The following is a 20,869-nucleotide window of genomic DNA, read 5'->3' on the forward strand; positions in this document are numbered from 1 at the left end:
GCGCCCCGGTCCCGGCGTCACCGGGTGGGGGCGGTCCCCTCGGCGCCGCCCTCGTCGTCCTGCTGCACGGGCCCGCCGGTTCCGTCCTGCTGGACCGGACCGTCACCGCCGAGCACGTTCAGCGGCGGGTTCCCGTCCTGCTGGACCGGACCGTCACCACCGAACAGCGTCAGCGGACCGTTCCCGTCCTGTTGAACCGGACCGTCACCGCCGAGCAGCGTCAGCGGCGGGTTCCCGTCCTGCTGCACCGGACCGTCGCCGCCGTTCACCTGCGACGCGGAAACGGTGCCGTCCTGCTGCACCGGGCCGTCGGTGCCGACCTCGTCCGGATCTCCGAACGTGGTCACGTGCCCGTCCTGCTTCGTACCGGCCATCGCTGACCTTCCCCCCTTCGGTGCGCGAACCGCGGTCCGCCGCACCGCTCGACTTCTCCCTCTCCCGTGGAACGCGCGCTCTACCACCGCGCGCACCGGTGCCGCCCCCCGGCGGCATCTGGCGTCCCCAGAATGGCATAACCACTCAGAGGAACGGGGGCAGGAATTTCCAACCACTCGAACGTATGAAGATCACGTAACTACAGCGGCGGTGTGACGATCCGAACACGGATCGTCACACCGCCGCTGATGCGAACGAGTGGCGCTCAGGAGCAGCGGGAGATCACCAGCTCGCGCACGCGCTTCGCGTCGGCCTGTCCCTTCGTGGCCTTCATGACCGCGCCCACGATGGCTCCGGCGGCGGCGACCTTGCCGTCGCGGATCTTGGCGGCGACGTCGGGCTGGGCCGCGAGGGCCTCGTCCACGGCCGCCTCCAGCGCGGAGTCGTCGGAGACGACCTTCAACCCGCGCGCCTCCACGACCGCGTCGGGCTCGCCCTCGCCCGCGAGAACGCCGTTGACGACCTCGCGCGCCAGCTTGTTCGTCAGCGCGCCCTCGTTGACCAGCACGATCACCCGCGCCACCTGGGCGGGCGCGATCGGCAGCTCGGCCAGCTCGACACCGCGCGAGTTGGCCTGCTGCGTCAGGTAGGACACCCACCACGACCGCGCCTCGGCCGGCGTCGCGCCCGCGTCGACCGTCGCGGCGACGAGGCCCACCGCACCCGCGTTGACCAGGTCGCGCATCTCCGCGTCGGTGAGGCTCCACTCGGCCTGGATGCGCGCGCGGCGCTCTCCGGGCGGCTCGGGCAGCGTGCCGCGCAGCTCCTCCACCCACTCGCGGGAGGGGGCGACCGGCACCAGGTCGGGCTCCGGGAAGTACCGGTAGTCCTCCGAGGTCTCCTTGCGGCGACCCGCCCGGGTCGTGCCGCTGGCCTCCTCGAAGTGCCGGGTCTCCTGCACGATCTCGCCGCCCTCGACGAGCACCGCGCCCTGGCGGCACATCTCGAAGCGGACGGCCCGCTCGACGCTGCGCAGCGAGTTCACGTTCTTGGTCTCGGTGCGCGTGCCCAGCTCGCTCGCGCCCTTCGGCATGAGCGAGACGTTCGCGTCGCAGCGCAGCGACCCCTGGTCCATGCGCACGTCCGACACGTCCAGCGCGCGCAGCAGCTCGCGCAGGGTGCTCACGTACGCGCGGGCCACCTCGGGGGCGCGGGCGCCGGTGCCGCTGATCGTCTTCGTGACGATCTCGATCAGCGGCACGCCGGCGCGGTTGTAGTCGAGCAGGGAGTGCTCCGCGCCGTGGATGCGACCCGTCGCGCCGCCGACGTGCAGCGACTTGCCGGTGTCCTCCTCCATGTGCGCGCGCTCGATCTCCACGCGCACGACCTCGCCGTCGTCCAGCGTCACGTCCAGGTAGCCGTTGAACGCGATCGGCTCGTCGTACTGCGACGTCTGGAAGTTCTTCGGCTGGTCGGGGTAGAAGTAGTTCTTCCGCGCGAACCGGCACCACTCGGCGATCTCGCAGTTCAGCGCGAGGCCGATGCGGATGGCCGACTCGATCGCCTTGCCGTTGACGACCGGCAGCGATCCGGGCAGGCCGAGGCACGTCGGGCACACGTTGGTGTTCGGCTCACCGCCGAAGACGTTGGCGCAGGAGCAGAACATCTTCGTGTTGGTGTGCAGCTCGACGTGCACCTCCAGCCCGAGGACCGGGTCGAACCGGGCCACGACGTCGTCGTAGTCCATGATCTCCGCCACCGCGGTCACCTGATGCCGTCCTTCCGCGCCTCGCGCACGGTCAGCGCGATCCCGGTGACGGCCAGCAGGAAACCCGCCAGTGCGTTGACCAGCGCGAGCTTGTCCTTGTCGCCGCGGGCCGCGCGCAGCGTGGAGACCGCGCTCACCGTCGACACGACCGGACCGACGAGACCGAGCAGACCCTTGGACTTCTTCATCGAGCAGCTCCTGACAACTCGGGCACGCTCAGGATGGGGGCCCCACCCAGAGCGGCGTCGCGGGCGACCTCGTAGGCGGCGGCCACCCGGTACATCCGGTGGTCCTGGAGCGCCGGAGCCATGATCTGCAGACCCACCGGCAGACCGTCCTCGTCGGACTGTCCACAGGGGACGCTCATGGCGGCGTTGCCCGCGAGGTTGGACGGGATGGTGCACAGATCGGCCTTGTACATGGCCATCGGGTCGCCGACGCGATCACCGATCTTGAACGCGGTGGTGGGCGTCGTCGGCGAGATCAGGACGTCGACGGTGGCGAACGCGGCGTCGAAGTCGCGCGCGATGAGCGTGCGGACCTTCTGCGCCGAGCCGTAGTACGCGTCGTAGTAGCCCGAGGACAGCGCGTACGTGCCGAGCATGATCCGCCGCTTCACCTCGGGACCGAAGCCCTTCTCGCGGGTCAGCGACATCACCTCCTCGGCGCTGTGCGTGCCGTCGTCGCCGACGCGGATGCCGTAGCGCATGGCGTCGAAGCGGGCGAGGTTCGACGACGCCTCGCTCGGCGCGATCAGGTAGTACGCGGGCAGGGCGTAGTCGAAGCTCGGGCAGGACACCTCGACGACCTCGGCGCCGAGCGAGCGCAGCTGCTCCACCGCGTTCTGGAACGAGCGCAGCACACCCGGCTGGTAGCCCTCGCCGCCGAACTGGGCGACGACGCCGACGCGCACACCGCTCAGGTCGCCGGAGGCGCCCTCGCGGGCCGCGGCGAGCACCGGCGGGACGGGGGCGTCGATCGACGTGGAGTCGAGCGGGTCGTGCCCGGCGATGACCTCGTGCAGCAGTGCCGCGTCGAGGACGGTGCGCGCGCACGGACCGGCCTGGTCCAGCGAGGACGAGAACGCCACGAGCCCGTAGCGGGACACGCTGCCGTAGGTGGGCTTCACGCCGACCGTGCCGGTGACGGCGCCGGGCTGGCGGATGGAGCCGCCGGTGTCGGTGCCGATCGCCAGCGGGGCCTCGAACGCGGCCAGCGCGGCGGAGGAACCGCCGCCGGAGCCGCCGGGGACGCGGTCGAGGTCCCACGGGTTGCGGGTGGGTCCGTACGCCGAGTTCTCGGTGGAGGAGCCCATCGCGAACTCGTCCATGTTGGTCTTGCCGAGGATGACGACGCCGGCCTCGCGCAGGCGGCGGGTCACCGTCGCGTCGTACGGCGGGAGCCAGCCCTCCAGCATCCTGGAGCCGACCGTGGTGGGGACGCCGCGCGTGGTCAGGACGTCCTTCAGCGCGAGCGGGACGCCCGCGAGCGGGGAGGCGACCGGCCGGCCGGCCGCGACGTCCTCGTCGACCGCGCGGGCCGCGGCGAGCGCGCCCTCGGTGTCGACGTGCAGGAACGCGTGCACGGCCCCGTCGACCTCGGCGATGCGGTCCAGGTGGGCCTGCGCGACCTCCACCGCCGTCACCTCGCCGGAGTGGATCTGCGCGGCGAGTTCGGCCGCGGTCTTGCGGATCAGTTCGGTCATGAGTCCGCCTCCGCGGAGATGAGCACGTCGACGGTCATGCTTCCTCGCCCAGGATGCGGGGCACGCGGAAACGGCCTTCCTCGGCGGCGGGGGCGCTGGCGAGCGCCTGCTGCTGACCGAGACCGGGACGCACGACGTCCTCGCGGAACACGTTGGTCAGCGGAACGGCGTGCGACGTCGGCGGGATGTCGGCTGCGGCGACGTCACCGACGGTGGCCACCGATTGCAGGATGACGTCGAGCTGGCCTGCGAACAGGTCGAGTTCGTCGTCGGTGACGGCGAGTCTCGCCAGACGCGCCAGGTGCGCGACCTCGTCGCGGGAGATGCTGGGCACTCCTTCAACCCCCGTGGTGCGCTGCGAGTGCGCAACGCTGTCGAGTTGGGTTTTTGGACGTCGAGAGTCTATGGCCGGGTCAGCGGGCTTCTCGACCGGGTTGTGGCAGCGTGGTCACCGGGTCGCGGCGCGCTGGAACGCACCCGATCCGATTTTACCGGCGCGCAACGCGGATGGAGGGTCGGAAAGCGATCCTGCGTCTGCGAGAATCATGCGCCGGCAACGGCGTGGAGCGCCACGGGTGCGGAGTCCTGCGCTTCTCGCACCGGTTGACCGGCGCGGGCGGCGAGGTTCCGCGCACTAACCAGGAGGCGTTCACCTTGTCCTTCCTGATCCGGGTCCAGCTCCCGGACCGTCCCGGCACCCTCGGCGCGGTCGCATCAGCGCTCGGCGAGATCGGGGCAGACATACTCAGCGTGGACGTGGTGGAGCGGAGCTCCGGCCTGGCGATCGACGACCTCGTGGTCGAGCTGCCCGGCGGCAGGCTGCCCGACGTGCTCATCACCGCGGCCGAGTCCATCGAGGGCGTGGAGGTCGACGCCGTCCGCCCGTACGCGGGCGTGCTGGACACGCACCGCGAGCTGGAACTCGTCGAGGAGATCGCCGAGGAGCCCAAGAAGGGGCTCGCGGTGTTCACCGAGGGCGTGCCGAAGATCATCCGCGCGGGGTGGGCCGTCGTCGTGGGCCCGCACGCCGGCGGCGTGCGCCGGCTGGCGTCCAGCAGCGCCGCGCCCGAGACGCGCATGGACGACCCGCCGTGGTTCCCGCTGGAGCGGGCGACCGTGCTGGACGGCGAGGACGCGTGGGTGCCGGAGACGTGGCAGGAGCTCGGCACGGAGCTGGCCGCGACGCCGCTGGGCAAGCCGGACCGCGTGCTGCTGGTGGGGCGCCCCGGCGGACCCATGTTCCGCGCGGCGGAGGTGGCCCGCCTCGCCCACCTGGCCGGCATCGTGTCCGTCGTCCTGCCGGACTGAGCCCCGCGTCCGGGGGCGCGAACGCTCCACTCGCAGTGCTCGAACGCTCCACTCGCGGTGCTCGAACGCTCAACTCGGGGCTTGGGCTCGGCGGAGGCGCTGGGCGGCGGTGATCAGGGCGGCGTTGTCCGGGGCGGCGTTGCCGTTCGGCAGGCGCAGGGTGTCCTCCAGGCCCACCCTGGTGTCCAGCTCCAGGCGGGCGGCGTGGATCAGCACGGGCCAGGTGCCGCCCTCCTCGCCGTGCAGCAGGACGGGCAGGCCGATCGGTTCCAGCAGGCGCAGCAGCGCCTCCGCCTCGGCGACGACGGCGGACGCGTCGGGGCCGGTGGTCTGCACCTCGGCGAGCACCCGCACCGCGCCCTCGGGTGGTCCGGTGTCGGCGAGCCGCCGAGCGGCGTCCCGGTGGAACACCCCCAGCTCCACGCCCACCCCGGCCTGCCGCGCGGCCGCGCACACGTCGAGCCAGCCGTCCTCGTGGACGTTGACCGACGCCACGTCGGGCCGCCCGGACGCGAGCCCGGCCCACCCGGCGACCAGCTCGGCCCGCCGCTCGGGGTCGGTCACGATCCACGCGCCGGTGGTCACGCCGATCTCCACGCCGGGCACGGCGGCCCGCACGGTCGCCACCGTCGTCGCCACCTCGGGCCCGGCCAGCACCTCCAGCCCGAGGACGTCGCGGGCGTGCAGGTGCAGCGACACCACGCCCAGTCCGGCCGCCACGACCGCGTCGGCGGCGACCTGCTCCGGGGTCACCGGCAGCGCCGGGTGACAGCCGACCGGTCGGGCACCGTTCAGACACGCCTGCAACATCGCCCCAGACAACCACGGAGCCGGGGCGCGGCGCCCGGCGGCGAGGCCCGAACAGCACGATCGGCGGAGCGGACGGCCCCGTGCGGACCTCACACGGCAGCGGTCGGCTCCCCCGTCGTCGCCACCCGCGCCGCCGCCTCCGGGCCGCTCTCCAGCAGCACGCGGAACCCGGCCTCGTCCAGCACCGGCACCTTGAGCTGCACCGCCTTGTCGTACTTGGAGCCCGGCGCGTCGCCGACGACGACGAACGACGTCTTCTTCGACACCGACCCCACCGCCTTGCCGCCCCTGGCCAGCACCTCCTCCTTCGCCGAGTCGCGGGAGAAGCCCTCCAGGGAACCCGTGACGACGATCGACAGGCCCTCCAGGTTCCGGGGGACGCCGGCGTCGCGCTCGTCCTCGGTGCGCACACCGGCGGCGGCCCAGCGGCGCACGACCTCCTGACGCCACCGCGTCCCGGCCCACTCGCGCACGGCGGTCGCGATGGTCGGGCCGACGCCCTCGGCGGACGCCAGCTCCTCCTCAGCGGCCTCGCGGATGCGCTCCAGCGAGCCGAACTCGCGCGCCAGCGCGCGGGCGGCGGTCGGGCCGACGTGCCGGATGGACAGGGCCACCAGCACCCGCCACAGCGGGCGTCGCTTCACCGTCTCCAGGTTGTCGAGCAGCTTCGCGCCGTTGGCCGACAGCTCGCCCTTCACCGTGCGGAACAGCTCGACCGTCAGCAGCTTCTCCGCGTCGAGGTCGAACAGGTCGCCCTCGTCGGTGTACACGCCGGACTCGACCAGCGCCGCCGCCGCCTCGTACCCGAGGACCTCGACGTCGAGCGCCGAGCGACCGGCGAGGTGCGCGAGGCGCTCGCGGAGCTGGCCGGGGCACCCCTGCGCGTTGGGGCAGCGGATGTCGACGTCGCCCTCCTTCGCCGGGCGCAGCCGGTGGCCGCACTCCGGGCACACCAGCGGCATCACGAACTCGCGCGCGTCGTCGGGGCGCACGTCGACCACCGGGCCGAGCACCTCGGGGATCACGTCGCCCGCCTTGCGGACGACGATGCGGTCGCCGATCCGCACGCCCTTGCGCACGACCTCCCTCGCGTTGTGCAGGGTGGCGCGGGAGACGGTGGACCCGGCGACCTTCACCGGCTCCATCACGGCGTACGGCGTGACGCGACCGGTGCGGCCGACCTGGACCTTGATGTCCAGCAGCGTCGTCATCGCCTCCTCCGGCGCGTACTTGTACGCGACGGCCCAGCGCGGGGCGCGGGAGGTCGTGCCGAGACGGCGTTGCAGCGGCACCTCGTCCACCTTGACCACGACGCCGTCGATCTCGTGCTCGGCGTCGTGGCGGTGCGCACCCCAGTGCTCGACGTGCTCGCCGATCTCGGCGAACGTCGACAGCACCGCGGTGTGCGAGGACACCGGCAGGCCCCAGGCCCGCAGCGCCTCGTAGGACTGGGACTGCCGCGCGGGCTCGAAGCCCTCGCGCGCGCCGATCCCGTGGCAGATCAGGCGCAGCGCACGGCCCGCGGTGACGCGCGGGTCCTTCTGCCGCAGCGATCCGGCCGCGGTGTTGCGCGGGTTCGCGAACGGCGGCTTGCCCGCCTCGACCAGGGCGGCGTTCAGCTCGGTGAAGTCCTCGACGGTCAGGAACACCTCGCCGCGCACCTCGACCAGCGCGGGCACCGGGTACTCGTCGGTGCCGGTGAGCCGCTCCGGCACCTCGCGCACGGTGCGGACGTTCAGCGTCACGTCCTCGCCGGTGCGGCCGTCGCCCCTGGTGAGGGCGCGGACCAGGCGTCCGTTCTCGTACAGCAGGTTGACCGCCAGGCCGTCGATCTTCAGCTCGCACAGGTAGTGCGCGGAGCTCCCGACCTCCTTCTCCACCCGGTCGAACCACGCGCGCAGCCCCTCGGCGTCGAACGCGTTGTCGAGGCTGAGCATCCGCTCCAGGTGGTCCACGGCGGTGAACTCGGTGGAGAAGGTGCCGCCGACGCGCTGCGTCGGGGAGTCGGGGGTCACCAGGCCGGGGTGCTCGTCCTCCAGGCCCTGGAGCTCGCCGAGCAGGGCGTCGAACTCGCCGTCGGTGATGGTGGGCGCGTCGCGCACGTAGTACTGGAACTGGTGGCCGCGGACCTCGTCCGCGAGCGCCGCGTGACGCTCGCGGACGGCCGCCGGGACGTCCTCGACGCCCTGCACCCGCACTGCCGGTTCCTCGAAGCTGCTCACCCGCGCAGAGTATCCAGCCCCACCGACGGTTTCGCGTGGTCAGCCGTGTTCTTCACCCGGCGCGGGCTCGTCGGGCACACCGGCGAGACCGCGGACGAGCGCGCGCAGTTCCAGCAGCCCGATGGTGCCCGCCGGTTCGTTCTCCGCCGTCTCCACGCGACGCAGCCGTTCCCCGGCGAGCCGCTCGCCGAGGGTGGCGTCCAGCGGCAGGAACGTCATGGTGCGCCGGGTCGCCTCGTCCAGCGCGGCCAGCGCGGGGTGGTGCACGGCGACGTCGACCACGCCCTCGGCCTCGTCGACCTGGGCCACGACCCGGACGTCGGCGAGCGCGACGCGGTGCGGGCCGATGTTCACGGTCACGCCGGTCGGGTCGGGCACCGGCGGCACGGAGTCGTGGTACTCCCAGATCATGTCGGCCGGCGGGGCGGCCGCCTTCCACGCGTCGGTCCACCGCCGCAGCCGCGGGTCCTCCTGGCCGCTGAGGACCAGCGCGTAGAGCGCGAGCTGGCCGCGCTCCAGGGAGAAGTGCAGGTCCGGGTGGACGTCGGCGACGAGTTCGCACAGCTCGTTCTCCACCCGGTGCGGCTGGCCGTCGCCGATGGCGGCGCTCACCACGGGCAGCAGGTCGTGCCAGCGCCGCCAGAACCGCTCGGCGGCCTCCTGCGGGCTGGGCAGGTGCACGGCCTCGGCGGGGACGTCGTCGCGACGACGGCGGAACCAGCTCATGCCCGGCATTCTGCCGCGTCGCCGGTGGGTCGGCGTCACCACTTCTCGGGCGGCTCCGCGAACACCCCGGCCAGGTCGCGGGTCAGCGACAGCGCCCGGCGCACCCAGGACGGGTGCGCGCCGGCCAGGCCGCAGGTCGGCGTCGGCACGGCCAGCTCCCCCAGCACCGACCGGGGGAACCCGAGCCGGTCGGCCAGGTCCAGCGCGGGCTTCGCCAGCGAGCGCAGCTCGACGGGGACGCCGGGATCGGTGCTCGGCACGAGCCCCAGCAGCAGCGTCGTGCCCGCCTGCCACGCCTCGCCCAGCGCGTCCCAGGTGGCCGTGGGCGCACCGGCGAGCAGCGTCGCGTCGATCGCGACGGCGGCGGCTCCGGCGTCGCGCAGCAGCGTCACCGGCGGGCGCGGGGCGCACACGTGCACGACGGCGCCGTCCCCCGCCGCGGCGAGGACGGTCGCGAGCGCGTCGCGGGCCTCCGGGTCGTGCACGGGGGCGACGGTGCCGAGCTTCGACGGCGTGGGCAGCAGACCGGCGAGCACGGCCGGCAGGGTGGGTTCGTCGAGCTGGACCACGACGCGGGCGCCGGTGCGCTTGGCCACCTCGTCGACGTGCAGGGACAGCCCCTCGGCCAGCGACGCGGTGAACTCGCGCAGTGCGCCGGGGTCGGTGAGCACGCGGTGCCCGCGCGCCAGCTCGATCCCGGCGGTCAGCGTCCACGGTCCGGCGAGCTGCACCTTCACCACGCCGGGGCGCGCACCGGTCCGCTCCAGAGCCTCCTCGAACGCGTCGAGGTCGCGGCGCAGCAGGTCGACGGCCCTGCGGTGGTCGCGGCCGGGGCGCGCGGTGACCCGGTAGCCCGAGGGGACGACCTCGATCGCCAGGTCGACGAGGAGACCGGCCGTGCGGCCGATGATCTCGGCGCCCACCCCCCGCGCGGGCAGTTCGGGCAGGTGGGGCAGGCCGGGCAGCTCGCCGACGACGACGCGCGCCGCCTCGTCGGGGTCCGTGCCGGGCAGGGAGCCGATGCCGGTGGCGGTACCGGCGGTCCAGGGCGATGCGTCCACGGCGACCAGTCTGTCAGCAGTGGCGGGCGGCGGACCGGACGCGGTCGGCGGGGCGGCACTGTTGACGAAATGGTCTGGACCACCTAACCTCAACCGCCCGGCGTTCCCCGCGCGGAGGACGCCTCCCGATCGCGGTGTGGGGGTACGGCGCGCCCCGTGCCCCCACACCGTCCCGCCGGCGGTGGACGGCACGCGCCGCCCACCGCGCCGACGAGGTCAGCAGCTGCCGCAGCAGCCGCAACCGGGTCCGGTGCACGAGCTGCAACAAGAACATCCGCCCACGACGACCTCCTGTGGTCGAGAACTCGACGATCGGACCGTAGGTCGAGCGGACCTCGTCGAGACACCACCGCCGGAGTGACGGGCTGACACGAACGGGTTCACCGTCGGCGCAGGCCCGCGATCTGGAGCACCACGATCCCGACGACCGCCGCCGCCTGGACGAGGACCACGACCTGTCCCAGCACCGTGATCGGGAACCACCCGGCGAGGGCCGTGAGCGCGCTGTCCACCACCCACAGCAGGTTGCCGATCACCACCACCCGCACCAGCGGGCGGCTGATGCGGGGTCGCGTGCCGATCACGTACACGGCGATCCCGTACACCACGAGGAACGCGCCGACGCCGAGCAGCAGGCCGCGCGGCAGGCCGAGGTCGAGCAGGGGTCCGACGAGCAGGGCCAGGACGCCGAGGCCGCCGGAGGCGATGCCGTCGAGCGTGCAGGCGAAGCGGAGGAGGCGGTCGTCGCGGACTTCAACGGTTGTCGTCATGGCGCCGACGATGGCCCGGCGAGCACTGCCAGATCGACGTCGTGCACTGCCAACAGCTGCCGGTTCTCAGCCCTCGACCTGCGTGGACGTCCCCCGCAGGTCGGCCGCGACCAGCCGGGCGGCGGCGTTCTGCCAGTTGTGCAGCGTCCGCTCGGGCACCTGGGTGACGAACCACGCCAGCGCCCGCTTCGACTCGGCGTCGAGCCCCTCCCGCTTCGTCCTGCGGCTGTAGGGGCGGATGCCGGCGACGTAGTAGAAGTGCAGGGCGTTGTAGTGGCGCCACTCGTCGCTCGTGCCGAAGTCGCCGTCGCGCGGCTTCAGCCGGGCGATGGCCTCCGCCAGCAGCCGCTTCAGCTCGGCGGCCCGCTCCAGCGGCTGGTCCGGCGCTCCGCGCGCGGCGAGCCCGGCGTCGATCACCGGCAGGTTCGTCAGCGGACTCGACACCAGCTTCGCCAGGTCGCCGTAGTGGCTCAGCGCCCGCCGGGTCAGCCGCGCGAACTCCGCCTCGTCCAGCTCCGCGAGCGGACGGCCCGGATCGCGCCGCGGCAGCGCGTCGGCGACCTCGCGCAGCTGCGCCCGCTCCGGCGCCAGGCCGGGCAGCACCAGGCGGTCGGCCGCGGCGGCGAGCGGGTTCGCCAGCACCTGCACGGCGACGGCGGCGCCCACCACGCCGAACAGCAGCGGCTCCAGCGGCGCGTCGCCGAGCAGCAGCGCCACCACGACCTGGCCCCCGAACAGCACGGCCGCCGCCACCGAGACGACCAGCGACCGCAGGAGGTCCCCGCGCAGCGCCTCGCCCTCGTCGAACGCGTCGGTGGCGGCGACGACGCCGCCGAGCAGCAGCAGGTCCACGCCGATCGCGGGCAGCAGCAGCCCCGGCGGCAGCACGTGCAGGCCCAGCAGCACCAGCGCCGCGCCGAGACCGAACACCAGCGTCGCCGCGGCCAGGAGCACGCGGTGCGCCGTGCCCGCGCTGCGCGCCACCAGCAGCACCAGCGCCACCGCCAGCGGCAGCAGCACCAGCGGCGCGGTGACCGGCACGAACACCACCAGCAGCGCCAGCGGCGCGACGCCGTGCCGCCACCACGCGTCCAGCCGCTGGCCCAGCGGGGCGGGCAGCAGCAGCACGACCACGCCGGTCCAGGCGAGCGCGGGCACGCACAGCAGCGCGATCGGCGCGGACGCCGCGGCGTCCAGGGCGAGCGCGACGGCGTAGCCCAGCAGCCCGGCTCCCGCACGGTGCAGCAACGGCTTGCGCGGGTCCCGCGCCACGAGGTAGAGCCCGAGCCACCACGCCAGGGCGAACCCGGCCACCGACACCCCCAGCACGGGCCGACACTACAACGGGTGATGGCAGGGGTTGCGTTCGTTGAGAGCATGTCGGTCATGCCTGTGGAGGTGACGCTGCGACGAGCAGCCGAGGAAGTGACTCGGGGCGATCTGGCCAGCGTGCTGCGAGCGCGGCAGCGGCTGAGCGGTCTCGTCGGCACGTATCCGGGCGAACTGGAGATCCGCGCGCGCCTGGCGCACGTCTACCGCGTGCTCGGCGACTCGGCGCAGGCCGGTCGCTGGAGCTACCTCGCCGAGGTCCGCGACCCCGTCGAGGTGGCGGCGTTCGAGCGCGCCTACCGCGACCCGGTGCGCCGCCTGGTGGCGCTGGCGTGGAGCGGCGACCCCGCCTCGGCCGGCACGGACGCGGCGCGGGCACGGCTGATCGCGCTGCACGACCAGGCGAGCGAGCACCTGCGGCGCGAGGTGCGGCACACCCCGCCGGAGCGCAGGTCGTGGCCGGTGGCGCTGGGGCTCCTGCTGCTGGGCGCGCTGTTCCTGGTGTGCTTCGCGATCGGTCTGGTGACGCTGGTGACGTCCCTGCCCCGGTGGTTCACGGGTTAGGGAAGCTGGAGGCATGACCGACGTCGCAGCAGCCGCAGCCCGGATCGCCCCGCACGCGCGGCGCACACCGCTCCTGCGCACCGAACTGGACGGCCGCCCCCTCGTCCTGAAGCTCGAACACCTCCAGCTCACCGGGTCGTTCAAGATCCGCGGCGCGCTGAACACCCTGCTCTCCGGGGCGCTGCCGGACCTCGTCGTGACCGCGTCCGGCGGCAACCACGGCCTGGGCGTCGCCACGGCCGCGCGGCTGCTGGGCGTGCCGTCCGTGGTGTACGTGCCGACCTCGGCCCCCGCGGGCAAGGTGCGCCGCATCGAGGCCACGGGCGCGAAGCTGATCCGGCACGGCGCGAGCTACGCGGAGGCGGCGCTGGCCGCCCGCGAGGCGGCCAGGGCGCCCGGAGCGTCCTACGTGGAGGCGTACGACTCGCCCGTGGTGATCGCGGGCCAGGGCACCGTGGCGGCCGAGGTCGTGGCGGACGCGCCGGACGTGGACGCCGTCGCGGTCGCCGTCGGCGGTGGCGGGCTGGCCGCGGGCACCGCGCTCGCGGCGGACGGCCGCACGACGGTCGCCGTGGAGCCGGAGCACTGCCGCGCCCTGCACGACGCGCTGGAGGCCGGGCGGCCGGTGGACTCGGCGGTGGACTCCGTCGCGGCGTCGGCGCTCGGCGCGACCCGCGTCGGCGAGGTGCCGTTCGGCGTCCTCTCGACGCGTCCCGTGCGGTCGGTGCTGGTGAGCGACGCGGAACTGCTGGCGGCGCGGGACCGGCTGTGGGACGAGTTCCGGCTCGCCGTGGAACCGGCGGCTGCCGTCCCGTTCGCCGCGTGGCTGGCCGGGCGCGTGCCGGGCGAGCTGCCGTGCGTGGTCCTGTGCGGCGCGAACACCGACTGGCTGCCCGACCGCTGAGGTCAGGCGGTGCCGGTGATCGTGGCGCTCGCCAGGACCAGGTCTCCCCGCTCGGCGTCCGGGCGGTACAGGGCCACGGCCTGACCGGGCGCCACGCCGCGCAGGGCCTCGCGCAGGTGGACGCGGACCTCGTCGCCCACCAGCTCCGCCACGGCGGGCGCGGTGCCGCCGTGCGCGCGGACCTGGGCCACGCACTCCACCGGGCCGTCGCCCAGCGGCACGCCCGACGGCCACGCGGGCGTCGTCGCGACGATCTCGGACACGGCGAGCTGCTCCGCCGCGCCGACGCGCACCGTGCCGGACACCGGCTCCAGGGACAGCACGTAGCGCGGCCGTCCGTCCGGCGCGGGGGCGTCGATGCCGAGGCCCTTGCGCTGGCCGACGGTGAAGCCGTGCACGCCGGTGTGGCGGCCCAGGACCGCGCCGGTGCTGTCGTCGACCAGCAGGCCGGGCTGCTCGCCCAGCCGGTCGCCGAGGAACTTCTGCGTGTCGCCGTCGGGGATGAAGCAGATGTCGTGGCTGTCGGGCTTCTCCGCCACGCCGAGACCGCGCGCGGCGGCCTCCTCGCGCACGGACGCCTTGGTCGAGCCGCCCAGCGGGAACATCGCGCGGGACAGCTGCTCGGCGGTGAGCGAGGCGAGCACGTAGGACTGGTCCTTGCCGTCGTCGGCGCTGCGCCGCAGCTCGACGCGACCGTCCACCGTGGACAGCCGGGCGTAGTGGCCGGTGCACACGGCGTCGAAGCCGAGCGCGACGGCCTTGTCCAGCAGCGCCTCGAACTTGATGCGCTCGTTGCAGCGCAGGCACGGGTTGGGGGTGCGGCCCGCGGCGTACTCGGCGACGAAGTCCTCGACGACGTCCTCGGTGAACCGCTCCGCGAAGTCCCACACGTAGAACGGGATTCCCATCAGGTCGGCCGCGCGCCGGGCGTCGTGGGCGTCCTCGACCGTGCAGCAGCCGCGCGCTCCGGTGCGGAGCGTGCCGGGCTTGGCCGACAGCGCCAGGTGCACGCCGGTCACGTCGTGCCCGGCGTCGACCGCGCGCGCCGCCGCCACGGCGGAGTCCACACCGCCGCTCATCGCAGCCAGTACCCGCATCGCCTCAGACCTCCGTCTCGAAGCTCAGGCTCGTCCTGCCCGAGCGCCGCATCCCCGCCAGCCCCGCCGTGCGGGCGCGCTCCACCACCGGGCCGATCGCCCCGGCGAGGTCGAGCACGTCCTGCCGGGTCGAGGTGTGGCCGAGGGAGAAGCGCAACGAGCCCCGCGCGAGCGCCGGTTCCACGCCCATCGCCAGCAGCACGTGGCTCGGCTGGGCCACACCGGCCGTGCACGCCGAGCCGGTGGAGCACTCGATGCCCCTGGCGTCGAGCAGCATGAGCAGGCTGTCGCCCTCGCAGCCGGGGAACGTCAGGTGGGCGTTGCCCGGCAGCCGCCGCTCGGGGTCGCCGTTGAGGACCGCGTCGGGCACGACGGCCCGCACCGAGCCGATCAGCTCGTCGCGCAGGGCCGCCAGCTCGACGGCGCGCACCGGCTGCTCCACCACGGCCGTCCGCACGGCGGCGGCGAGACCGACGACCGCGGGAACGTCGAGGGTGCCGGAGCGCACGTCGCGCTCCTGACCACCGCCGTGCAGCAGCGGCGTGGCCGGGACGTCGCGGGCGAGCAGCAGCACGCCCACGCCGTAGGGGCCGCCGACCTTGTGCCCGGTCAGGGTCAGCCCGCTCGCGCCGGAGGCGGCGAAGCCGACCGGCACCGCGCCGACCGCCTGCACGGCGTCGGTGTGGAACGGAATGCCGTGCTCGGCGGCGACGGCGGCCAGGTCGGCGACCGGGTTGACCGTCCCGACCTCGTTGTTCGCCCACATCGCGGTGACGAGGGCCACGCTGCCGGGGTCGCGCTCGACGGCCTCGCGCAGCGCGTCGGGGTGCACGCGGCCGTGGTGGTCGGTCTCCAGCCAGGTGACCTCGGCGCCGTCCTGGTCGGCGAGCCACTGCACGGCGTCCAGGACGGCGTGGTGCTCGACGGCGGAGGCGAGGACGCGGCGGCGGCGCGGGTCGGCCTGCCTGCGCGCCCAGAACACGCCCTTGACGGCCAGGTTGTCGCTCTCCGTGCCGCCGCCGGTGAAGACGACCTCGGAGGGCCTCGCGCCCAGGGCGTCGGCGATGTCCTCGCGCGCCTCCTCCACGGCGCGGCGGGCCCGCCTGCCGGAGGTGTGCAGCGAGGAGGCGTTGCCCAGGGTGGACAGCGCCTCCGTCATCGCCGCCACCGCCTGCGGCAGCATCGGCGTCGTGGCCGCGTGATCGAGGTAGGTCATAGGAGTCCCCAGCCTAACGTCATCGCGGGCGGCACCTGCTGCCGGTGAGCACCGCGCCGACCAGGGCCACGGCCGCCATGAGCAGGTCGAGCACGACGACGCCCGTCGTGGGCGCCCGCGTGGACGAGAGGCTCGTCACGAGCACGCCGCCGAGGCCGACCAGCAGCGCGGTGCCGAGCATGTCGCTGATCTGGAGGGCCGAGGAGTTGAAGCCCCGGTCGGCCTCGGTGGACGCGGCCAGGGTGAGCACGCTCAGGCTGGACATCGCCATGCCCATGCCCGCCCCGGCGAACGCCCACAGCGGGGCCGTGGCCCAGGCGGGTCCCCAGGTCGGGGCGATGAACGTCACGCCGGTGATGCCCACCGCGGTCAGCAGGAACCCGCGGCGGACCAGCGTCTCGCGCGGGATGCCGGGGCGCCGCGACTGCCACATCGACCCGCCGGCCCAGCCGAGCGCGGACAGCGTCAGCGGCAGTCCGGCGGCCAGCGGCGAGTAGCCGTGCACGGCGGTCAGGGTGAGCGGGACGAACGCCTCGACGGTGAAGAACGTGCCGGCGAGCAGGCCGCGCGCGAGGATCGTCACGGGCAGGCCGCGCCGGGCGCGCAGCGTGCCCGGCGGCAGCAGCAGGCGCAGCGCGGGCACCAGCACGACCAGGCCGACCACGCCCAGCACGAGGTTCGGCCCCGAGGGGTGCTGGGCGGCCCAGCTGATCGCGGCGACGCCCGCTCCCCCGGCGAGGGCGGCCAGCGGCAGGCCGCGCCGGGCGGGCGCGCCGCCACCGGTGTGCGCCGGCAGGGCGCGCAGCACCGGCACGAGGCACAGCACGCCGAGGACGACGAGCGGCGCGATGGCCAGGAACACCAGGCGCCAGGACAGGTGCTCGGTGAACCAGCCCGCGAGGGCGGGCCCGACCAGCGAGGGCACGACCCACGCGGCCGACAGCGCCCCGAACACGGCCGGCCGGTCCCGCTCGGGGTAGACCAGGCCGATGAGCACGTAGATCGCGACGACCTGCGTGCCGCTGCCGAGGCCCTGCAGGACGCGGCCCAGCAGCAGCACCGCCATCGAGTCCGCGGTGCCCGCGACGAGCAGTCCGGCCAGGAACAGCAGCGGGCCGAGGAGCAGCGACGGGCGCGGGCCGCGCAGGTCGCACAGGCGGCCGGACAGGACCGTGGCCACCACACCGGCTGACAGGTGCGCCACGAAGGGCCACGCGTACAGCTCGGCGGCGCCGAGGTCGGCCACGAGACTCGGCATCGCCGTCCCGACACCCATCGCCTCGAAGGCCACGAGGGTGACGAGGAGGAGCACCCCGATCGTCGGCCCCCTCCGGTCGGAGGCCCAGAGAACACTGCGCCGGGTGGTCGGGAGATCCGTCAGCGATGACACGGAGTCATCGTCCAACCTCGACCCCCGTCGAGGTCAAGCGGTGCGCCGGTGTGCTCGCACACGCCGAGGTGATCCGCTCGGCCTCGCGCTGCGCCAGCGCGGCGAGCGTGCGCCGGTCGGTGGCGCGGCCGGGCGCGATCTCGTCCAGGACGTGCACCTCGACGACGAGCCCGCGGGCGCGCAGGACGCGACGCAGGGAGTCGACCAGGGTGTCCGCCCCGACGAACGCGGGCAGCGTCGTGGACGAGCCGTCGGCCAGGACGTAGCGCAGGACGACGGGCCGCACGGGCACGCCCGCGTCGAGCGCGGCCTGGAACAGCGCGGGCCGGTAGCGGCCGGAGGCGAGACCGCACCACGTGGTCCCCTCGGCGTGGACGCCGACCGCCGCGCCGTCGCGCAGCACGCCGGTCAGCTCCGCCACGGTGCCCGGCAGCAGCGACAGGCGCTCCCGGTCGAGGTAGACCGTGCGGGCCGCCGTGGCGACGGGGCCGAGCAGCGGCCAGTCGCGGATGTCTCGCTTGGCGACCAGCCTGATCGGCTGCACGGCGTCGATCGCCAGTTCGTCCAGCCAGGACACGTGGTTGCTGACGACGAGGACACCGCGTCCGGCCGTGCCCTGGAAGCGGGCGGGGCCGTGCACCCTCAGCCGCACGCCGAACGCGCGCAGCAGCGCGCGGAACCAGCCGCGCACCAGCGCCTCGCGGGAACGGCCGCGCAGCAGGGCGATCCCGAGCAGGACGCCGACGCCCGCGAGGAGCACCGTCAGCGCGAGGAGGGTGCGCAGCGCCGCCAGCGGAGCGGACGCGCGCGGCCCGGACGTGTCGACGCAGCCGGTGCCGCACGGCGACTGCGGCATCCACGCGTGCGCGCTCACGCCGCTTCCCCGAGGAAGTGCCGCAGGTAGCGCTGGTCCATGAGCGCGGGGCGCATCAGGATCAGCAGGTCGGCCACGTCGAAGTCCGGGTCGTGCGCGGGCGGGCCGCACACCTGCGCGCCGAGGCGCAGGTAGCCCTTGAGCAGCGGGGGCACCGCGGTCCGGGCCGGCCGGGCGGTGGAGCTGTGGTCCCACGGGAGGTGCGGCCGGACGTGGTGCTCGGCGGGCGCGTGGTGCTTCGCGCGCACGAGGTCCCAGACCCCGGCGGCGAGGGCGCCACCGTCCGCGAGGGGCACGGAGGCACAGCCCATCAGCCAGGTGTGGCCGGACAGCAGCACGTACCGGACGATCCCGGCCCACACGAGTCCGACGACGGCGCCGTTGCGGTGGTCGGGGTGGACGCAGGAGCGGCCGGTCTCGACCAGCGAGGAGCGGATCGGGTCGAGGGCGGACAGGTCGAACTCGGTCTCGGCGTAGTAGCCGCCCGCCTCCCGCGCGCGGTCGGGCGGCAGCATCCGGTAGCTGCCGACGATCTCTCCCGTCCGGTCCTCGCGGACGAGGAGGTGGTCGCAGAACTCGTCGAAGCGGTCGACGTCGAGTCCGGGCGCGGTGGACTGGAGGGTGGCGCCCATCTCCTGCGCGAAGACCCGGTGGCGCAGGCGCTGGGAGGCGACGACCTCCTCGCCCTCCCTGGCGACGAGAAGCGAGTAGCGCGGTGCGGCGTCGAGGACGTCCACGCCACCGCGAGCGGTGCTGATGAGCAGGTCGGGCTGCGTCATGCCTCAAGGTCTACGCGGGCGATCGCAACGCGCGGCAGGTCGAGCCGATGACGCGTCGGGGGTTGCTGGATGAAGCCGAGGTGCTCGATCTCCGCGCAGAGCGGCGGGGGCGTCCCGTGTCCGGAACGCCCCCGCCGCGTGCACGTGCTCAGCCCTTGCGCTTGCCGACTTCCTCGGTGAGCTGCGGGGCCACCGCGAACAGGTCGCCCACGACGCCGAAGTCGGCGATCTCGAAGATCGGCGCCTCCGGGTCCTTGTTCACCGCGACGATCGTCTTCGACGTCTGCATGCCGGCGCGGTGCTGGATCGCGCCGGAGATGCCCAGCGCGATGTAGAGCTGCGGGGACACCGTCTTGCCGGTCTGCCCGACCTGGAACTGGTTCGGGTAGTAGCCGGAGTCGACGGCGGCGCGAGAGGCGCCGACAGCGGCGCCCAGGCTGTCCGCGAGCTTCTCCACCACGTCGAACTTCTCGGCGCTGCCGACACCGCGGCCACCGGAGACGACGACCTTCGCCTCGGTCAGCTCGGGACGGTCGCCACCCGCGGCGGTCTCGCGACCGGTGATCCGGGTGGCCTTGGCGGCGTCGGTGGCGGGCAGGTCGACGGTCTCGTCGGACGCGGCGCCGGCCGACTCCTCCGGCTCGATCGAGCCGGGCCGGACGGTGATGATCGGCGTGCCGGTGGCCACCTTGGCCTTGACCGCGTACGCGCCGCCGAACACGGACTGGGTGCCGACGCCGTCGGCGTCGACGTCCACGACCTCCGCGAGCAGGCCGGAGCCGGTGCGGATGGCGAGGCGACCAGCGGCCTCCTTGCCGTCCACGCTGGCGGCCAGCAGCACCGCGGCGGGCCGGACCTTCTCGACGAGCAGCGCGAGCGCGTCGACCTGCGGGGTCACCAGGAGGGTGTCGGCGTCGCCGGACTCGGCGGCGTAGACCTTCGTGGCGCCGTAGCGGGCCAGCGCGTCCTTCGCCGTGGCGGCGGTGCCGGGAGCGCCGACCACCACGGCCGACGGCTCGCCGATGCGCCGCGCGGCGGTCAGCAGCTCGAACGTGACCTTCTTGACGTCGCCGTCGACGTGATCGACGAGGACCAGGACCTCGGACATGCGGTTCTTCCTCCTCGTCTCAGATGAGCTTCTGGCCGACCAGGAACTCGGCGACCTTCGTGCCACCGGTCCCGTCGTCCTCGACGCGCTGACCGGCGGTCCGCGGCGGCTTGGGAGCCGCCTCCAGGACCGTGGTCGTGGCGTTGGCGAGGCCGACCTCGCTCGCGTCGATGCCCGCGTCGGCGATCGTCAGCGTGCTGACGGGCTTCTTCTTGGCGGCCATGATGCCCTTGAAGGACGGGTACCGCGGCTCGTTGATCTTCTCGTTGACGCTGACCACGGCCGGGAGGCTCGCCTCCAGGTTCGCGATGCCCGTGTCGGTCTCGCGCTCGGCGCGGACGGTCGTGCCGTCCACCTCCAGCTTGCGGACCTGGGTGAGCTGCGCCCAGCCGAGGATCTCGGCGATCATGGCGGGCACGGCGCCCGCGCGGCCGTCGGTGGACTCGTTGCCCGCGATCACGAGCTCGGCGCCCTCGACGGTGCCGACCAGCGTGGCGAGCACCTTGGCGGTCTGCACCGCGCAGGAGCCGTGCAGCGCCGGGTCGGACAGGTGGACGGCCTTGTCGGCGCCCATGGACAGCGCCTTGCGGATCGCGTCGGTCGCGCGGTCGGGCCCCATGGTGATCACGGTGACCTCACCGCCCTGCGCTTCCTTGATCAGCAGCGCTTCTTCCACGGCGCGCTCGTTGATCTCGTCGAGCACGGCGTCCGCGGAATCGCGGTCGAGGGTGTGGTCGGCGTCGGTGAGCTTGCGCTCGGACCAGGTGTCAGGCACCTGCTTGACCAGGACGACAATGTTCATAGGTCCTCTTCGACCTCCTGCGGACGGGCGGCGACGCGACGGAGCGGCCATGTCGAGGACA

Annotated in this window: 21 protein-coding genes; 3 read left to right on the forward strand and 18 right to left on the reverse strand. The window is 74.1% G+C overall.

Translation table 11 applies throughout. From position 1 onward, the window contains the following. Positions 1-17: 17 nt before the first annotated feature. From IMZ35_RS02455 to gatC, 5 genes are all read right to left on the reverse strand, one after another. On the reverse strand, positions 18-374 hold the full coding sequence (locus IMZ35_RS02455; RefSeq protein WP_199439185.1) for a hypothetical protein: 357 nt from the start codon (positions 372-374) through the stop codon (positions 18-20). Between the two features lie 266 nt (positions 375-640). Next, the gene (gene gatB / locus IMZ35_RS02460) at positions 641-2,143 is read right to left on the reverse strand and encodes an Asp-tRNA(Asn)/Glu-tRNA(Gln) amidotransferase subunit GatB (protein ID WP_199439186.1); all 1,503 of its coding nucleotides are present in this window, start codon (positions 2,141-2,143) and stop codon (positions 641-643) included. Further along, a complete protein-coding gene (locus tag IMZ35_RS02465; protein ID WP_199439187.1) occupies positions 2,140-2,331 on the reverse strand; it encodes a hypothetical protein in 192 nt (63 codons plus the stop codon). The genes gatB and IMZ35_RS02465 overlap by 4 nt, the downstream gene beginning before the upstream one ends. Further along, complete coding sequence (gene gatA, locus IMZ35_RS02470; RefSeq protein ID WP_199439188.1) at positions 2,328-3,848, reverse strand: Asp-tRNA(Asn)/Glu-tRNA(Gln) amidotransferase subunit GatA; 1,521 nt, start codon at positions 3,846-3,848, stop codon at positions 2,328-2,330. The genes IMZ35_RS02465 and gatA overlap by 4 nt, the downstream gene beginning before the upstream one ends. A 34-nt stretch (positions 3,849-3,882) precedes the next feature. Beyond that, positions 3,883-4,182: an Asp-tRNA(Asn)/Glu-tRNA(Gln) amidotransferase subunit GatC gene (gatC, locus tag IMZ35_RS02475; protein ID WP_199439189.1), complete on the reverse strand. Its 300-nt coding sequence runs from the start codon at positions 4,180-4,182 to the stop codon at positions 3,883-3,885. Positions 4,183-4,502: 320 nt separating this feature from the next. Here gatC and IMZ35_RS02480 point away from each other — a divergent pair, with 320 nt between their 5' ends. After that, a complete protein-coding gene (locus IMZ35_RS02480) occupies positions 4,503-5,156 on the forward strand; it encodes an ACT domain-containing protein (RefSeq protein ID WP_199439190.1) in 654 nt (217 codons plus the stop codon). A 69-nt stretch (positions 5,157-5,225) separates the two neighbouring features. Here the strand turns inward: IMZ35_RS02480 and IMZ35_RS02485 are convergent, their stop codons facing one another. The 6 genes from IMZ35_RS02485 to IMZ35_RS02510 form a co-directional block, all read right to left on the reverse strand. Continuing rightward, positions 5,226-5,966, reverse strand: a complete 741-nt coding sequence (locus tag IMZ35_RS02485; RefSeq protein ID WP_199439191.1) for a 3-keto-5-aminohexanoate cleavage protein — start codon at positions 5,964-5,966, stop codon at positions 5,226-5,228. Positions 5,967-6,055: 89 nt separating this feature from the next. Beyond that, positions 6,056-8,188, reverse strand: a complete 2,133-nt coding sequence (ligA, locus tag IMZ35_RS02490; RefSeq protein ID WP_199439192.1) for an NAD-dependent DNA ligase LigA — start codon at positions 8,186-8,188, stop codon at positions 6,056-6,058. 39 nt (positions 8,189-8,227) lie between these two features. Further along, entirely contained in the window at positions 8,228-8,914 is a 687-nt protein-coding gene (locus IMZ35_RS02495; protein ID WP_199439193.1) for a hypothetical protein, read from the reverse strand. Positions 8,915-8,949: 35 nt separating this feature from the next. Further along, positions 8,950-9,975: a methionine synthase gene (locus tag IMZ35_RS02500; RefSeq protein ID WP_199439194.1), complete on the reverse strand. Its 1,026-nt coding sequence runs from the start codon at positions 9,973-9,975 to the stop codon at positions 8,950-8,952. 380 nt (positions 9,976-10,355) lie between these two features. After that, the gene (locus IMZ35_RS02505; protein ID WP_199439195.1) at positions 10,356-10,745 is read right to left on the reverse strand and encodes a hypothetical protein; all 390 of its coding nucleotides are present in this window, start codon (positions 10,743-10,745) and stop codon (positions 10,356-10,358) included. 66 nt (positions 10,746-10,811) lie between these two features. Continuing rightward, positions 10,812-12,074, reverse strand: coding sequence for a hypothetical protein (locus tag IMZ35_RS02510; RefSeq protein WP_199439196.1), 1,263 nt, complete (start codon positions 12,072-12,074; stop codon positions 10,812-10,814). A gap of 57 nt (positions 12,075-12,131) precedes the next feature. On the opposite strand from IMZ35_RS02510, the gene IMZ35_RS02515 reads away from it, so the two are divergent. Both IMZ35_RS02515 and IMZ35_RS02520 read left to right on the forward strand, forming a co-directional pair. Then, positions 12,132-12,638: a DUF6584 family protein gene (locus IMZ35_RS02515; protein WP_199439197.1), complete on the forward strand. Its 507-nt coding sequence runs from the start codon at positions 12,132-12,134 to the stop codon at positions 12,636-12,638. Positions 12,639-12,651: 13 nt separating this feature from the next. Next, complete coding sequence (locus IMZ35_RS02520; protein WP_199439198.1) at positions 12,652-13,542, forward strand: serine/threonine dehydratase; 891 nt, start codon at positions 12,652-12,654, stop codon at positions 13,540-13,542. A gap of 2 nt (positions 13,543-13,544) precedes the next feature. On the opposite strand, the gene mnmA is transcribed toward IMZ35_RS02520, so the two are convergent. From mnmA to IMZ35_RS02555, 7 genes are all read right to left on the reverse strand, one after another. Beyond that, entirely contained in the window at positions 13,545-14,639 is a 1,095-nt protein-coding gene (gene mnmA / locus IMZ35_RS02525; protein WP_199439199.1) for a tRNA 2-thiouridine(34) synthase MnmA, read from the reverse strand. Positions 14,640-14,643: 4 nt separating this feature from the next. Then, positions 14,644-15,855 carry a cysteine desulfurase family protein gene (locus tag IMZ35_RS02530; RefSeq protein ID WP_199439200.1) on the reverse strand — a complete coding sequence of 404 codons (1,212 nt, stop codon included), beginning with the start codon at positions 15,853-15,855 and terminating at the stop codon, positions 14,644-14,646. Positions 15,856-15,874: 19 nt separating this feature from the next. Then, positions 15,875-17,245, reverse strand: a complete 1,371-nt coding sequence (locus IMZ35_RS02535) for an MFS transporter (protein WP_307867679.1) — start codon at positions 17,243-17,245, stop codon at positions 15,875-15,877. A gap of 4 nt (positions 17,246-17,249) precedes the next feature. Then, a complete protein-coding gene (locus IMZ35_RS02540; protein WP_307867680.1) occupies positions 17,250-18,119 on the reverse strand; it encodes a lysophospholipid acyltransferase family protein in 870 nt (289 codons plus the stop codon). After that, the gene (locus tag IMZ35_RS02545) at positions 18,116-18,898 is read right to left on the reverse strand and encodes a GNAT family N-acetyltransferase (RefSeq protein ID WP_199439201.1); all 783 of its coding nucleotides are present in this window, start codon (positions 18,896-18,898) and stop codon (positions 18,116-18,118) included. Before IMZ35_RS02545 ends, IMZ35_RS02540 begins: the two co-directional genes overlap by 4 nt. Before the next feature lie 148 nt (positions 18,899-19,046). Continuing rightward, positions 19,047-20,006: an electron transfer flavoprotein subunit alpha/FixB family protein gene (locus IMZ35_RS02550; protein ID WP_199439202.1), complete on the reverse strand. Its 960-nt coding sequence runs from the start codon at positions 20,004-20,006 to the stop codon at positions 19,047-19,049. A gap of 19 nt (positions 20,007-20,025) precedes the next feature. Further along, positions 20,026-20,808 (reverse strand): electron transfer flavoprotein subunit beta/FixA family protein, encoded by a 783-nt coding sequence (locus IMZ35_RS02555; RefSeq protein WP_199439203.1) that lies wholly within the window; start codon positions 20,806-20,808, stop codon positions 20,026-20,028. Positions 20,809-20,869 lie beyond the last annotated feature (61 nt).

Source organism: Umezawaea beigongshangensis (assembly GCF_016464305.1).
Taxonomy (GTDB): domain Bacteria; phylum Actinomycetota; class Actinomycetes; order Mycobacteriales; family Pseudonocardiaceae; genus Umezawaea_A; species Umezawaea_A beigongshangensis.

Excerpts from the sequence above, each read along its gene's own strand:
- IMZ35_RS02455 (WP_199439185.1), bottom strand. The coding sequence starts at position 374 with ATGGCCGGTACGAAGCAGGACGGGCACGTGACCACGTTCGGAGATCCG.
- mnmA (WP_199439199.1), bottom strand. The coding sequence starts at position 14,639 with ATGCGGGTACTGGCTGCGATGAGCGGCGGTGTGGACTCCGCCGTGGCG.
- IMZ35_RS02530 (WP_199439200.1), bottom strand. The coding sequence starts at position 15,855 with ATGACCTACCTCGATCACGCGGCCACGACGCCGATGCTGCCGCAGGCG.
- IMZ35_RS02550 (WP_199439202.1), bottom strand. The coding sequence starts at position 20,006 with ATGTCCGAGGTCCTGGTCCTCGTCGATCACGTCGACGGCGACGTCAAG.
- gatA (WP_199439188.1), bottom strand. The coding sequence starts at position 3,848 with ATGACCGAACTGATCCGCAAGACCGCGGCCGAACTCGCCGCGCAGATC.
- IMZ35_RS02505 (WP_199439195.1), bottom strand. The coding sequence starts at position 10,745 with ATGACGACAACCGTTGAAGTCCGCGACGACCGCCTCCTCCGCTTCGCC.
- IMZ35_RS02555 (WP_199439203.1), bottom strand. The coding sequence starts at position 20,808 with ATGAACATTGTCGTCCTGGTCAAGCAGGTGCCTGACACCTGGTCCGAG.
- IMZ35_RS02485 (WP_199439191.1), bottom strand. The coding sequence starts at position 5,966 with ATGTTGCAGGCGTGTCTGAACGGTGCCCGACCGGTCGGCTGTCACCCG.
- IMZ35_RS02515 (WP_199439197.1), top strand. The coding sequence starts at position 12,132 with ATGCCTGTGGAGGTGACGCTGCGACGAGCAGCCGAGGAAGTGACTCGG.
- IMZ35_RS02465 (WP_199439187.1), bottom strand. The coding sequence starts at position 2,331 with ATGAAGAAGTCCAAGGGTCTGCTCGGTCTCGTCGGTCCGGTCGTGTCG.
- IMZ35_RS02520 (WP_199439198.1), top strand. The coding sequence starts at position 12,652 with ATGACCGACGTCGCAGCAGCCGCAGCCCGGATCGCCCCGCACGCGCGG.
- IMZ35_RS02495 (WP_199439193.1), bottom strand. The coding sequence starts at position 8,914 with ATGAGCTGGTTCCGCCGTCGTCGCGACGACGTCCCCGCCGAGGCCGTG.
- IMZ35_RS02545 (WP_199439201.1), bottom strand. The coding sequence starts at position 18,898 with ATGACGCAGCCCGACCTGCTCATCAGCACCGCTCGCGGTGGCGTGGAC.